9 protein-coding genes are annotated in these 15,334 nt (G+C 49.3%); 6 read left to right on the top strand and 3 right to left on the bottom strand.

What is annotated here, in order from left to right:
• Nucleotides 1-9 precede the first annotated feature (9 nt).
• On the bottom strand, nucleotides 10-1,545 hold the full coding sequence (locus BFC18_RS12770) for an alpha-N-arabinofuranosidase (RefSeq protein ID WP_070125938.1): 1,536 nt from the start codon (nucleotides 1,543-1,545) through the stop codon (nucleotides 10-12).
• Between the two features lie 413 nt (nucleotides 1,546-1,958).
• Here BFC18_RS12770 and BFC18_RS12775 point away from each other — a divergent pair, with 413 nt between their 5' ends.
• The 5 genes from BFC18_RS12775 (at nucleotide 1,959) to BFC18_RS21485 (ending at nucleotide 10,418) form a co-directional block, all read left to right on the top strand.
• A complete protein-coding gene (locus tag BFC18_RS12775; protein ID WP_070125939.1) occupies nucleotides 1,959-4,622 on the top strand; it encodes a TonB-dependent receptor in 2,664 nt (887 codons plus the stop codon).
• Between the two features lie 74 nt (nucleotides 4,623-4,696).
• Complete coding sequence (gene lacZ, locus BFC18_RS12780) at nucleotides 4,697-7,867, top strand: beta-galactosidase, LacZ type (RefSeq protein WP_170826600.1); 3,171 nt, start codon at nucleotides 4,697-4,699, stop codon at nucleotides 7,865-7,867.
• A gap of 132 nt (nucleotides 7,868-7,999) precedes the next feature.
• Nucleotides 8,000-8,512: an NUDIX hydrolase gene (locus BFC18_RS12785; protein WP_245680378.1), complete on the top strand. Its 513-nt coding sequence runs from the start codon at nucleotides 8,000-8,002 to the stop codon at nucleotides 8,510-8,512.
• A 67-nt stretch (nucleotides 8,513-8,579) separates the two neighbouring features.
• A complete protein-coding gene (locus tag BFC18_RS12790; protein ID WP_070125940.1) occupies nucleotides 8,580-10,031 on the top strand; it encodes a M20 family peptidase in 1,452 nt (483 codons plus the stop codon).
• Nucleotides 10,032-10,160: 129 nt separating this feature from the next.
• Nucleotides 10,161-10,418 (top strand): helix-turn-helix domain-containing protein, encoded by a 258-nt coding sequence (locus tag BFC18_RS21485; protein WP_083273064.1) that lies wholly within the window; start codon nucleotides 10,161-10,163, stop codon nucleotides 10,416-10,418.
• Nucleotides 10,419-10,467: 49 nt separating this feature from the next.
• Here the strand turns inward: BFC18_RS21485 and BFC18_RS12795 are convergent, their stop codons facing one another.
• Both BFC18_RS12795 and BFC18_RS12800 read right to left on the bottom strand, forming a co-directional pair.
• Nucleotides 10,468-12,732: an alpha-N-acetylglucosaminidase gene (locus tag BFC18_RS12795; RefSeq protein ID WP_170826601.1), complete on the bottom strand. Its 2,265-nt coding sequence runs from the start codon at nucleotides 12,730-12,732 to the stop codon at nucleotides 10,468-10,470.
• A 283-nt stretch (nucleotides 12,733-13,015) separates the two neighbouring features.
• The gene (locus BFC18_RS12800) at nucleotides 13,016-14,029 is read right to left on the bottom strand and encodes a LacI family DNA-binding transcriptional regulator (RefSeq protein ID WP_070125941.1); all 1,014 of its coding nucleotides are present in this window, start codon (nucleotides 14,027-14,029) and stop codon (nucleotides 13,016-13,018) included.
• 186 nt (nucleotides 14,030-14,215) lie between these two features.
• On the opposite strand from BFC18_RS12800, the gene BFC18_RS12805 reads away from it, so the two are divergent.
• Complete coding sequence (locus BFC18_RS12805) at nucleotides 14,216-15,301, top strand: acyltransferase family protein (protein WP_070125942.1); 1,086 nt, start codon at nucleotides 14,216-14,218, stop codon at nucleotides 15,299-15,301.
• The last annotated feature ends 33 nt before the right edge of the window (nucleotides 15,302-15,334 follow it).

The raw sequence follows: 15,334 nt of genomic DNA on the forward strand, positions 1-15,334 counted from the left end.
CGTTCCTTGTCAGAATTTTAGCTTCGCAACCGCTACGGCTTTGGGCGGCAGTTTTACCGTGGTACCGGAAAATGAAACACGTACCGGCTTTACAAGCTCAGGTTTGCTGAAGGTATTGTGCGCATCCATAGTGTTTGCGGTAAGCAATTCAAGATCGCCACCTTTTACGCCATCGATATTAAGCGTAACACTGGACGCTTCTTCAGGATCCATATTCACCATGGCCACGTACACCCCGCCATCTTCTCCTTTCGCCACAGACACCGTGGTGGCAGGCAGTGATACGTCACCCTGTCGATATTCTCCTTCTGATACTTCGGCCGGCACGGAGACAGCATCCTGAAACACCCGGTACATCCTGAATACATGATAGGTTGGCGTAAGTAACATTTTGTCTTCGTCGGTGAGGATCATGGCCTGAAGCACGTTCACCATTTGCGCTATATTCGTCATTTTCACGCGATCGGCGTGGTCGTGAAACAGATTCAGATTAACGGCAGTAATTACTGCATCACGAAGTGAGTTTTGCTGAATGAGAAAGCCCGGATTTGTGCCTTCAAGTGCGTTGTACCAGGTACCCCACTCATCAACGTAGAATGCGATCTTATTGTCTGGATCATTCTTTTCCAGGAAGGCCAGATTCTCTTCCAGATATCCTTTCATCTTGTATGTGCGGTCCATGGTTTTAAACCACATATCGCTGTCGAAACCAGTTGCCTCACCTTTATCGTTCCAGTCGCCGGTTGGGAGTGTGTAGTAGTGGAAGCTGATGGCATCAGTGCGCTCACCCAACTTTTTGCTCAGGATGTCGGTCCACTCAGATTTACCATCGGTGCCGCCGCTGGCCACTAGGGTGGGATAAGGTTTTTGTGACGTTTTTACGAAAGTTCCAAACTGTCGATAGAGGTCAACATAGTACTCCGGGCTCATGTGCCCACCGCAACCCCACGCTTCATTCCCGATACCGATGAACGGCAGACTCCAGGGTTTGTCCCTGCCATTTTTACGTCTTTCCTGAGCCAGTGTTGAATTGTTATCGGCAGTAATGTACTCCACCCAGTCGGCCATTTCTTTCACTGTGCCGCTACCAAGATTAATGTTGAGATACATATCTGCGCCCAGCATTTCAGTTAGTGTGAATATTTCGTGAGTGCCAACCTGGTTATCTTCTTCCACGCCGCCCCAATTAGTGTTCACCTTAACCGGCCTGTCTTTTTGAGGTCCGATGCCGTCGCGCCAGTGATATTCATCGGCAAAACATCCACCAGGCCATCGAATAACCGGGACATGCAACTCTTTTAGCGCACCGACAACGTCACTCCGGAAACCTTCTGTGTTTGGGATTGTGGAATCTTTACCAACCCAGAGACCCTCATAAATCCCGTAGCCGAGATGCTCAGCAAACTGGCCATATATGTTTTTGCTGATTACAGGGCCAGTCACTGAAGGATCTGCGTCGACAGTTATTTCATGAGTAGCCTGAGCGGAACTCGCCGTCAGTCCTGCCAGCAACATTGCTAAGCGAAATTCTCTGATACCTTTCATTTTATAAATTCTCCATACAGGGTGACTGCGGCAAATTGATTATATTTTATACCAATAAACTAAAAACCAGCACGAGTCAACGTTGTCAACAGGATAATTTGAACATTATTTTCACAATGATTTTATTGGAAGTTACGGGGTGAAAGTCTGACTCAAGCTTTTAACGCAAGACGACAACATATAAGGTTAATTAGGATATTCATCACAATAAAACCCTGCGAGCACCAAAAAAGCGCTTTCCTGCACAGTGAAAGAGCAATTTTGTCACTATCAAAAAATTTCAACATTTTAGTTTGACAACGTTGACAACTGTTGTTAGCGTAAAATTCATACGATGTTCGCCAATGCCAGTAAAGCCATTAGCCGGAAAAGTTAAAACACTGAGATGTACACTTAAAACCAGGGAATTCATCATGACTAAAAAAAGCCACATTAAGTTGTTGGCCAGATCTGTTCTGGCAACCTCTGTGCTTTGCGCACTTAACACAGCTGCATTCGCTCAAGAGCAGGCAAGTGCCGCACCAGAAGATATTGAACGGATAGGGGTAACTTACCGCTCCAGTCTTGCGGAAGCCGCAGCACTGAAAAAAGAAGAAACCAAGGTTACCGATATCATCACTTCAGAAGATATTGGTAAATTCCCGACGGAAAACATCGCTGAAGCAATTCAGCGTATCCCGGGTGTACAGATTTCTAACATTAATGGCCGTGGTTCCACGATCAGTGTTCGTGGTCTGGGTGCGCAGTATGCCCGCACTACTGTGAACAACCAGTCAATGGCCAGCGCCGACTTCACCAGCGGTTTCCGCTTCGACATTATTCAGTCGGAACTTGCTTCTGCCATTGAAGTGGTGAAATCGCCTACGGCGGATATGGATTCCGGCGGCTTGTCCGGTACTATAAATATTAATACTACCCGCCCTCTGTCTTACGATGAGCGTAAGGTGCTGGTATCGGCGAAAGGTCAGTATTCGGAGCTGTCGCCATCTGGTGATGTCACACCTAAAGCCAACGTGACTTATGTTGATCAGTTTGCTGACGAAACCTTTGGTGTGTTCCTGAACGCCGGTTATCAGGAACTGGACGACCGCGTTGACGTAATGTTTATGGATCGCTGGTTGCGTGATGATAACGATAACATCTACGCTGAACAGCCACGTTATCGCCGTATCGACCGTGAAACCAAGCGTTATATGGCTAATGGAACATTCCAGTATCGCCCTTCTGACGAACTGGAAATGGTACTGACCGGTATTTATGTAGAAGATCAGACATATAACGACCTTCTGCAACAAGTGTTTTCAATGAGCTGGATGAGTGAAGACTTAACGCCAGTGGGTGAACCCGTAAACGGTGCTTACTACAACACCACGGTTAGCGATTTCGTTATTGGTAACAACCGGCAACTGGAAGATCAGACCGCGAAAACAGAAGCTCTGACATTTGAAACCACTTACGATACAGACAACTGGAAACTTTCCGGTGTGCTTCACCATACCAAAGGTACGCTGGATAGCAGCGAGGAAGCAGCCATCGTAGAAGCCATGATTGGCGGTGCGACGCTGGACTTGTCTGACTCTGACAATGTGGTATTCACCACGGTCGAGAATCTTACCGACCCGTCTGTCTATACACCGGAGCGTACACTGCGAAACACCTATCCGAATGGTGCAATTCGTAACATGGCATCGGAAGAGAACTCCATTCAGTTTGATGCCGTTCGTTTTATTGAAAACAGCATTATCACCAAGTTCTCCATGGGTGCGAAATACCGTGAAGAAACCTTCGAGCGCGAAGTCTATCGTGTAGACCGTCGTACAGTGGGTGAAGCGGATCCAGATACCCAGCCGCAACTGGCTGATTACTCATACCTGGTCACCGACTTCATGGACAATGATATGTCGGTACCACACGAATGGATTGCACCGGACATCCAGGCTTATATTGACGATCTGGCAGCGGAAGGTATTACCATCCCAGCCCTGTTCAGTCCGCAGTCAAGCTACAGTTTAGATCGGGAGATTCTGTCGGTATATGCGCAAGCGGATTTTGAAACTGACATTGGCGATATGGTGCTGCGCGGCAATATCGGTGGTCGTTATGAAACCACTGACCGCGATGTAAGCACGTATCTGACAGGTGAAGAGCACCCTGATAATGGCGATGTACGTCTGGCGATTGGCGAATACACCACCAGCTACGACTACAACAACTTCCTGCCGAACCTGAACATGGTACTGGAAATTAATGACAGCCTGCAGGCCCGTTTTGCTGCGGCAAAAGTGCTGGTTCGTCCGATCCTGACCTCAAACTCACAAATCGCGCCGTCGCAGGCTTCATCGGAAAACTCCTTCGGCACCCGTTCATACAGCATCAACTTAGGTCAGCCTGAGATGAAAGCGATGACCGCTGATCAGCTGGATTTAGGTCTCGAGTACTACTACGGTGAAGGCGACAGTGTAACGCTGGCCCTGTTCTGGAAAGATATCAAGAACGGCACAGTGTCTGAGTATATCTGTCCTGATGAATACGACGGTGCTGCACTGACTATGAGCGGAACGGATTGTATGGATGCAGCAGGTAATTTCTATGAAATCATGAGCACCTACAACGATGACAGTAAACTGGGCCTGCGCGGCTATGAGCTGGGCTGGAACCAGGGCCTGGATGCATGGTTACCAGTTGAAGGCTTCGGCTTCAGCGCTAACTATACCTTCATTGATGCGGATGATTCAGATGGTTACGTCCTGTCTAACTCGTCAGAGAAAACCTGGAACCTTATCGGTTACTGGGAAAATGAAACCTTCACTGCGCGTGTAATGCTTAACCACCGCAGCCCTTATGTTCAAACGCAGTCAGACTCCTTCTTTGCCCGTCAGGGACGCGTGGTAGACGGCAGAAACCAGATCGACATTCTGCTGGGCTACAACGTAACCGATAACCTGAACCTGCGTTTCGGTGCACTGAACATCAACGGCAACGATGAAGATGCGTACTACTCTGAAAGTACACCAATCTGGCAGACCTCTACGGCTATTGGCAGTAGCTACTACCTGAGCGCGCTGTACACGTTTTGATGTAGCCATCCTAAGGCAGAAATCGTAGTGTTATGATTTCTGCCTTTTTATTTCTTCTTTATTCCGGGCTTTTTATGACTCATACCCGCTTTCCGTTTAAACGTTCCCTGACCATGTTGTCATACTGCGTTGGTCTTTCCCTGGCTGTTCCGGCTGTCGCAGCAGACAGACCCGAATGGCAGGATCTCAGCGTTTTCAAAGTAAATACCCTGCCGCCGCACAGCACACTTTATCCTTACAGCACGATGACTGAAGCAAAAACTGATGAGCAGACGGCTTCACCTTTTTATCAGAGTCTGAACGGCACCTGGCGCTTCAAATACTATGAGAACCCGTTGAATGTAGTCGCCACCGATTTTTCTGAAACCGGCAGCGAAAAAGGCTGGAACGACATGCCGGTACCTTCGAACTGGCAGATGGAAGGGTATGATTACCCTATTTACACGAACATTGATTATCCGTATCCGCGCAAGCCACCGTTTACGCCAGACTACAACCCTACAGGCTTGTACCTGAAAACCTTCAGCGTGCCTGATGACTGGAAAGATAAGCAAATCACCGTTCATTTTGGTGCAGTTAAATCGGCTTTTTATCTGTATGTTAACGGTAAGAAAGTAGGTTACAGCGAAGACAGTAAAACCCCGGCCGAGTTTGACCTGACCCCCTACCTGAAAGACGGTGAGAATACGCTGGTTGCCGAAGTCATTCGTTTCTCCGACGGCAGCTACCTGGAAGACCAGGATTTCTGGCGTCTTGCCGGCATCGAGCGTGATGTATACCTGGTCGCGTCACCAAAAACGTCCCTGTACGACGTATTTGCCAAAACCGGCCTTATAGATAACTTCACCACTGGCACCCTGTCGCTGACCACTATTTTCCGCAATGTAAGCAATAAAGCGGCCGAAACTGAATTCAGTTACTCACTGTATTCACCGGACAATACACTGATAAAGCAGGGTAAAACCTCCTATTCCGTCTCCGGCGATTATTCGTCGCAGAAGGCTATTTCGCTGACCGTACCAGACGTTCAGCCATGGACAGCGGAAACCCCGAATCTGTATACCCTGGTGTTTGCTGCGAAAGACGGCGACGCACCGGTATTCTATTCAACCCGCGTTGGCTTCCGCGATATACGCATTGAAAACGGCCAGCTGCAGGTTAACGGCAAGCCAATTCTGATCAAAGGCGTGAACCGCATTGAGCACGACGAGCGCACCGGTCACGTAGTATCACGGGAAAGCATGCTGCAGGATGTGCTGCTGATGAAGCAGAACAACATCAATGCGGTGCGTACCTCTCACTATCCCAACGACCCGTACTTCTACAAGCTTACCGATGAATACGGTCTGTATGTGGTGGATGAGGCCAACATTGAATCTCACGGCTTCGGATTTGAACCGGATGCCACGCCAGCAAACAATCCTGAATTTGCCGCCATGCACCATGACCGCATTAAGCGCGTGGTCGAGCGGGACAAAAACCACGCTTCTGTGGTGTTCTGGTCATTAGGTAATGAAGCTGGTGACGGCCCCACGTTTATCGATGCTTACAAGTGGGTGAAAGAGTTTGATGACTCCCGCGTCACCCTTTACGACAAAGCGGAACGTCGTGACGATGTATTCACCGAGCGTCACACTGATGTAGTGACCTGGATGTACGCGTCGATTGATGAAATTCATCGTCGTCATTTATCCAAAGACAAAACCCGCCCGTTTATCTGGGTGGAATACGCCCACGCCATGGGAAACAGTACCGGTAACCTGACTGAACTGTGGGACATGGTGCGCAGCGAGCCACGGGTTCAGGGTGGTTTCATCTGGGACTGGGTGGATCAGGGCTTACTGATCGAAAACGAGGACGGCGAAAGCTACTGGGGCTACGGCGGTGACTTCGAGCCGGAAGGCGTTCGCAACGACGGCAACTTCCTGCTGAACGGTCTGGTCAATGCCGATCGCACACCTCATCCCGGTCTGCATGAAGTGAAGCATATTTATCAGAACTTCCATTTCAGCGGCAACGTGGAAGACAGCTTCTCGGTGTATAACGAGAACTTCTTCACCGACAGTGACGGATACGATTTCAGCTGGTCGCTGCTGAAAGACGGCGCCGTAATAAAAACCGGCGAACTGGACATCGACGTTGATGCCCAGCAAACCAAAGCGTTTACCCTGCCGCAGCTTGCGTCTTCACTGAAAGGTGACGGCGAGTATCTGGTGAATTTCACAGTAACACCGGCTAAGGATTTTGCTTTCACCGATACCAGTAACGTGATGGCTGCCGATCAGATAGCGCTAAAAGGCAGTTTTGCCAGCTATACTCCGGCAATCTCCGGTTCGCTGAAAGTAAGCAAATCGGCTGGCACCACCACGGTTTCCGGTAAACAGTGCGAAGTCAGCTTTGACGAACAGGGTTATGTTTCAGCACTCAGCCGCGATGGCAAAGCCATTCTGTCGTCACCACTGAAACTGAACTTCTGGCGTGCACCTACCGATAACGATTTTGGTAACAAGATGCCAGTTCGCAGCGAAAGCTGGAGGCAGGCCACACACAATCAGAAAGGTGAACTGACCGGTGTATCTGACAGCGCGAAATCGGTAGTAATTAAGCAGCACGTGACGCTGGCTGAAACCAGTGCCCAAGCTGATATCAGCTATTCGGTGGCACCAGACTGTACACTGACAGTAGATACACAGCTTAACGTTGCGCCTGCTGACGAAGCACTGGAAATTCCGCGTATCGGCTTTAACACCCGTTTACCGCTGGCGTATTCCGGCGTGCATTACTATGGCCGTGGTCCTCACGAGAACTATGCAGACCGCAAAGCGTCAGCGTTCCTCGGGTTGTTTGCCGGTGACGTGGACGACTTAGGTTACGACTACACCCGTCCGCAGGAAAACGGTAACCGCACCGACACCCGCTGGCTCACGCTGACCAATGATGCGCAGGGCTTGCTTGTTCACGGCGCGCCGGTGTTCGAGTTCTCCGCTCACCACTACGGTATCGACCAGCTCGATCCCGGAGAAACCAAACAACAGCGACACACCGTTGATGTGAAAAAGCAGGACTTTGTGGATCTGAACATCGACTACAAACAAATGGGTGTGGGCGGCGATACCAGTTGGGGTCAGAAACCTTATGACGCCTACCTGCTGAATGACACCGCTTACTCGTTCAGCTTTGTGATTGGCCCGGTAACCACCCGCTCATCACTGCTTAAACCAGCGTTTACTGCTATTTCGAACTAACCGGATGGCGCGGTGCAATACCGCTCTTTTCCAACCAGTCTCCGTTGGTACCCGAGGGTTTTTACGTTTTTTGGCGCTCGGGTACCCTTTTATGGCATGCTATCGGCCAATATTTTCCGATTTCCCTGTTTGATGAATCCAAAGCCTTTTAAGTTCTGCCCCTCCTGTTCCAGCGACAGCTTCCGGTTAACCGAAAACCGCTATAGCTGCGACCAGTGTGATTTCACCTTCTTCATCAATGCAGCCACCGCCGTTGCCGGTATTCTGGTTCATGATGGCAAGCTGCTGTTTACTGTGCGCGGCAAAGCGCCGGGAAAAGGTAAACTGGGTCTGCCCGGCGGGTTTGTGGATTTTCACGAATCGCTGGAAGAAGCGCTCATCCGTGAAACCCGTGAAGAGCTGGGTATTCACGTGACTGACTGGAAATATCTGATGTCGGCACCGAATATTTACGATTATGCGGACGTGCGTTATCACACCTGTGATGGCTTGTTTGTGGCGTACCTTAACGAAAAGCCCGCGTTCACTCTGCAGGCATCAGAAATTGAGGCTGTAAAGTGGTTGCAACCTGACAAGGTTAAGCTGCAGGATATTGCCTTTCCTTCACTGCGTAAGGCGGTGAAAATGGTTATTGATTCACTCTAGCGGGTAGTGCTCTAACAACTATTATCGAATGACGTAATTTACAGGACGCCATTTAAAGGATTGATTTATGCTGCGTTTTTTCAAAATTGTCGGAATTTTGCTGGTTGGCCTGCTCGGCATTCTCATTTTCAATGCCGTTCGCTACACGCCGGTTGAGAACGCGCCGTTAAAACCGATGACGCTGATTCAGCCCGATGCAAACGCGCTGGCGGCTCAGCTTTCAGAAGCGATCACCTTTCAGACCATTTCCTGGGAAAGCGGTAATCCCGATGACTACGCCAGTTTCATCGCCTTGCAGCAGTGGCTTGAGACTACTTACCCGAATGTATTTGCCCAGCTGGAACTCACACGAATAAATACCCACACCCTGCTGCTTCGCTGGCAAGGTAGTGAAGCAACCGGACAGCCGGTGCTGTTCTCCGCCCACTATGACGTGGTACCGGTCAATCCGGGCACTGAGAATGAATGGACTCATTCGCCTTTCGCCGGTGATATTGCCGATAATTACGTGTGGGGCCGTGGCGCACTGGATGACAAAAGCGCGGTGGTGGGCCTGATGGCGTCGGTGTCGGGCTTACTGAAAACCGGCTTTACGCCGAAACAGGATATTTATGTTGCCCTCACCCACGACGAAGAACTGGGTAGTGAAGACGGCGCGGTGGCGCTGACACAGTGGTTCCGTGATCAGAGTATCACCCCTGCCTGGTCGCTGGATGAAGGCTCATTTGTACTCGATGGCATTGTGCCCGGTGTGGATAAGGGCATTGCGAGCATTAATGTTTCCGAAAAAGGCTATCTGACGCTGAAGCTTATCGCCCACGGTGAAGGCGGACACAGTTCCATGCCACCGGAAAACACCGCAGTAACGGTATTGGCTGAAGCACTGGTGAAGCTGAAAGACGCACCGTTACCCGGCGGTCTTGAAGGAATAAGTGAGAAAATGTACGGCGATATCGCCCGCAATATGGATTTCAGTAAGCGCTTACTGTTCGCCAACCTTTGGCTGTTTAAGCCTTTGCTGAGCAGCGTGCTCGACGACACCAAAAGCGGCAACGCGATGATGCGTACCACCACCGCACCGACTATGTTGTCTGGCAGCGTAAAATCTAACGTGCTGCCAGCCACGGCCACGGCTACCATTAACTTCCGTCTGCATCCCCGTGACACGGTTGAGGATGTGGTGAACTGGGTCACTGCCGCCATCGATGATGAACGCATTGACGTTAAAATGGGCGAATTTACTGAAGCCTCACCGGTGGCCGCCACCGACAACGATGGATTCACCCAGCTGGTACAAACCACCCGTGCGGTTTATCCCAACACAATCATTACGCCGGGACTGACCATTGCCGCCACCGACAGCCGGTTTTACGGCGATATCACCAATGCCTACCGATTCAACCCGATGGTGATCAATAACGATGATTTGGAAGGCTTCCACGGCACCAACGAGCGCATCAGCATTGAGAATCTGGTTCGCGCCACGCAGTTTTACACCGCGTTGATGCAGCAGCAGTAGGCTTTAAGTCGCCTGCGACCGACTAAGTTAACCGTAGATACCGGCTTTAACAGGTAACCTTGCTTCTATACGCTACAGGGTATATTTTTAAAATACCTGCTAAAGCGTGTATGAAAATGAAGGCATGGCGTGAAAATTACATCTGCTAAACAACTGAGTGTAGCGTTACGGAATGAGAGGAAATCTACTCAGTGCTCTCAAACTGTAATTGCAAATAAAACAGGCCTTCGACAGGACACAGTGTCCAGTTTCGAGAACAATCCTGAATCGACCAAACTGGAAACCTTATTCAGGATACTAGCTGCGTTAGATCTTGAACTTGAAGTTCATCCGCGCAAAAGACCTTTATCTGACGACTCTTCCCAAACCTGGCAGGAGGAATGGTAATTGGAGTGTTCGCCTGCCCAACCACAGGCGAACACGGGTCTGTTAACGGTTAACGGTTTCCATCTGCCTTGATGGTTGCCATTAGCTCGCTAACGAGAGACACAGGGTTTTCGGGTTTATCCAGTGCCGGGATATCACTCTGTTCAATCCATTCACGCTCCCACTTGATCAGCGCCTGCTGCTGGGCTTCGTCGTCAAACGTTTTACCCTGCTGCATGGCATCGCGGTACGCAGTCAAATACTGTGTCCAGCGCGGGAGATAAAAATCGGCATACATGCCCTGCCAGGCCTTGGAAGCATAGTCCTTCAGCGAGGAACCGCCCCACTGAGTGATTTGCTGACGGGCATTGGTGATAAAGAACGCCGATTCTTCAGCACTTTCACCGTAAGCAGACGCATCACTCAGCCACGAATGCAGGGTTTCCTGATGCCAGCCCATAAGCGCATCCAGTCGGGTAACTAAATCGGTAATTTCAGTTACCAGCGCATCGCCTTTTTCAAACTCTTTGTTCTGATAGGCCTGAATCGCGGCCTGCAGTTTCAGATCTGCGTGCAGTGATACCGATTGCTTGGTCATATCCACTAAGTCATAAACAAACAGTGGCGCATCTTTGTATTCGTCAGCCACTGCCAGCAGCTGTTCGATACCAGCATCCAGACTTGCCAGATCGCCAGGATTGCCAGAGAACGCAGTGAGTTTATAATCAGGACGCTTGAACAGCACGTAGGCACCTGCAGAACCTTCCCACCAGCGGGTAGTCCAGTAACGTACCGAATACACGCCGTCGATCAGTTTATCCCAGGCAGCCAGTAATTCCGGTGATGTCTTACCGTAACGGGCATTAGTGTATTCAGCCACCCAGCTTTGCATATCCGGCTGGGCTTCCCATGGCAGATCAAACAGGAACTCGTAAGCTACCGAGTTATTGTTAATCCCTTCCGGGAATACACCGAAGCCAGACAGTGCACCTTTGTTTTCTGAGTGGGTTACCACGTCGAGCTGTTCTACGTAATCGCCAAAGTCAGCATATACAGGGTCAGAGCCACCGTAGTTATGAATAAAACCGAAAATCCACGGCTTACCTTTGAAGCCTTCGGTGCGTTGCCAAACGTGATAGCGGTCGTTACCAATATCGTGGATCATGGATTTGGCGTCAGGTACGTCCCGCAGGAAGGCTTCAATAGACGGTAGATCCCAGAATTCTTCATCAGCACCGAACATCCAGCCCTGCATTACCCAGGTCGCTTCGGGGGATGCCTGTTCAATTGACTGGTAAATACGTTTTCCGTAAGACGCTAAGTCTTCATAACGGGTTTCTTCTGATACCGGCGGCAGCATTTCGTTGAAGGCATCAGACAGATAGTATTCCTGTTCGCCGTAGGTCTCGCTGTAGATTTCAATAAAGCGTTTGGCCACTTTATTAAACAGCGGATCAGCCGGGTCCAGCCAGTATGTTTCGCGCTCGAAGCCAGACCAGGGCGGCATTTCATAGATTTTTGCATCCGGGAACAATTCCACAAATGCTTTGGGTACGTAGCCGCTGAATGCAGGAACCACCGGCTTCATACCGAGCTCATCCATACGGGCAAGAATTTTCTTCTGCAGGTCGTGCTTTTTATCAATCCAGCTTTGCGGCAGCGGACCAGCATGACCTTCAATATTACCCATGCGCTGCCATGGCGTGAATGCCGGGCCGGAGAAATACGAGGAAAGCTCGTCATCACTGACGTTAAACTCGCGCCACAACGCCTGCCATACGTACTCCTGACCTTCCATGGCAACCGGGTTATTTACCCCGTGCAGTGCCATCCAGTCAATTTCCTGTTCCCAACGATCCCAGTTCCACCATGGGGTAGTGTAACCATAGGCACAGACGTTTAAGTAAGCACGCTGATTAAACGGTGTAGCCACTGGCTCACCATCAAAATCCGCAAATGAAGCAGGCAAATCCACACGGTTGCCTTCCCAGCTAACCGACAGCGCACCCTGTTCACGAAGGAACTGGTAAGCACCGTACGCCATGGCAGCATCGCTGTTACCGCTGATTTCAGCTTTACCGTCGCGAACGTCCACTTCGTACCACTCTGGCTTTTCGTCAGACACCTTACGAGTACTTAGGTTAGTCAGTTTACTGTTGGTCACGCGGGCCAGGACGGCCTCTACGGCAGAGTGTTCAGCTATCGCAGTGGCAGTCGCTGCGTTCTGGTTTTCTGAGCTGGCTTTGGGCGCTTCTGCTGTTTTATCACAGCCGCTCAGCGCCATCATTACAGCAAAATACAATGCACTGACAGATCCGATCTTCGCTTTGCTCATACGATTAATATTTCCTACCTGAGAAGTAAAACGCCGCATTGGTTTTGCAGCGCGTATAATTGGCAATAGAAGTTTTAAACAGACGCGTTTACTTGTTATTTCGCACCTATCAGTTCAACTTTTTCATGTCCTTCAGCTCTTAGTGAAAACATTAAAGAGAATATCCAATCGTTTTCACGGTGAATTTTTCATCACTCTGTTTTCGACGCTAACACCACTTGTCAACGTTGTCAAACTTGAAGATTAAAAAAATATGACAATAAATCTATTTGGGAACAGAGGGTCAGGCTGGTTTGATTGCCGAGTCGCGCACTACTAAATTCAGTGAAAACCCCTTAGATTCTACGGAATGCACATCCTTTTCCTGCATCATTTTTATCACCATAGCGGCGGCGCAGGCAGCAATATCAAAATTAGGTTGATTCACCGTTGTCAGGTGCGGCCAGGTCTGAACTGAGAAAGGGCTGTTCTCGAAACCTACGATGGAAACATCCTCTGGTACATTGAATCCACTTAATCGAGATTGGAATACCGCACCAGCGGCAATTTCATCGTTACAGGCAAAAATAGCGGTGGGCTTGCCTTTCAAGGCTTCGCGCGTCATAGCCATACCTGAATCGAACGTAAACTCACCATCGATGATGAGATTTTTATCTACCGGTAATCCCCGGCTTTCCAACGCAGTTCGAAAACCTTCTAACCGGCCGAGACTCGATTCGTGAGACGCATGATAACCAAGGAACGCAATTTTTTTGTGGCCGAGATCAAGAAGGTAATCTGTCATTTTGCGGGCTGCCCCCACATCATCCACGTGTATTACGGGCGCGAGTGTGTCCGGTGCTTCTGCGCCAGAAAGAATACGAACTACCTTGGCGTCGCGGTTCAGAAGAAAGGTAACCAGTTCGCGGTTTTCAGATAATGGCGGAGTGAGAATAACACCTCCAATCTGATTTGAACCAATCATGGCCGCCAACTCCTTTCCCACGTCCTCAGAACGTGAGTCTGTAGGATGGATAACCAATTCAAATCCCCGCTCTCGGCACTCAGAAATAATGCCGTTCTGCATTTCAATTACATAGTGACTGTTTGGATTATCATAAACAAACGCGAGAGAAAACGGGGCCTTACGCATAACCCGGGCAGTATGATTGGGCTGATAATTGAGCTTTTCGATACATTCGAGCACTTTTGTACGTACTTCATCGCTTACGCTGGCTTCTTTGTTCACAACACGTGAAACAGTCTTGAATGACACCCCTGCCAGCTTGGCGACGTCCTTTATGGTTGGTTTCTTCATATTTTCCTATGGCGATGAAAAAATGTATGACATTCAGCAGCATAATAACATTAACACTGCCCCGCAACTTTCCTGTGTGTCCTTTAGAAAAGCCGTTAGTCTTTTTCAACGATGAAAATAGATTTGACAACGTTGACAACGGAAGGTTAACGTAAAAACTATGATTACAAAAGAAGCAGTTCACAGATGACAGCTGAAAACAACAAAAAGCGATTACTGTCCCTCGACGTTTTCCGTGGCCTGACCATGATGGCAATGATCGTGGTGAACAGTCCTAACACATACGGCGAACTTTCCCATGCACACTGGGAAGGCATTTACTTTGCCGATCTCATTTTTCCGTTTTTCATCATTATCGTTGGTGTGGCCATTGCACTAGGTTTTAAGAACGTCATTCCAGACTCACCAAATCTCTCGGCGGTTTTGAAAAAAGTGTGGAAGCGAACATTCATCATGTTCGCGTTGGGTATGGCAGTAAACCTGTTTTATACCCACTTCGAGCAAGTGCGTGTTCTTGGTGTTCTGCAACGTATTGCGCTTGTTTATCTAGCCTGTTGCTACTTTGCTATTTACTGCACGCCTCGCACCATTGTTAAGACGGGAATCGCAATTCTCTTACTTTACTGGCTATTTATTCTGTTTATCCCGGCACCGGGTTTACCAGCGGGTCACCTTGAGCGCGGCGAAAACATCATTAACTGGTTCGACCGATTCATGCCCGGCATGTTGTGGCGTGGCGAGTGGGATCCAGAAGGCCTGCTCAGCACCTTCCCGTCAGTTGTCACCGGCATTATTGGTCTGCTGATGGGTCAGATTATTATTAGTGCGAAAGAAGATTTAAAAGAAGCGGTGATGCACCTTTCTGTGTTTGGCTTCTTGTGCTTCGCTATTGGCTGTATCTGGAGCCTGGGTTTTCCTTTCATCAAACAAATCTGGTCAAGTTCATTTGTCCTCGCCACCGGCGGTGTTGGCGCAATGATTCTGGCCTGTATGGTGTGGTACACCGATATACGCGGCTACCGGGCGGGCACCACGCTACCGGTTATTTTTGGCGCCAACGCAATTACCGCCTATGTGCTGCATGTCATTATCGAAAAATGCCTCGACTGGGAAATAAACGGAACATCTGTTCATCAGATCTGGGTTGATTGGTCGTTGCAAGCAGGTATGAGTGAATTTATCAGCGCGACCATTTGGGTACTTATGTTTGTGGGCGTGTGTTTCATTCCGGTTTACTGGCTCTGGCGTAAGCAGATTTTCATCAAAATTTAACGCTGTAATTTAACTTTTTCACGTGTTTCTAAG

Origin of the sequence: Alteromonas confluentis (assembly GCF_001757105.1) — a bacterium.
GTDB classification, from domain to species: domain Bacteria; phylum Pseudomonadota; class Gammaproteobacteria; order Enterobacterales; family Alteromonadaceae; genus Alteromonas; species Alteromonas confluentis.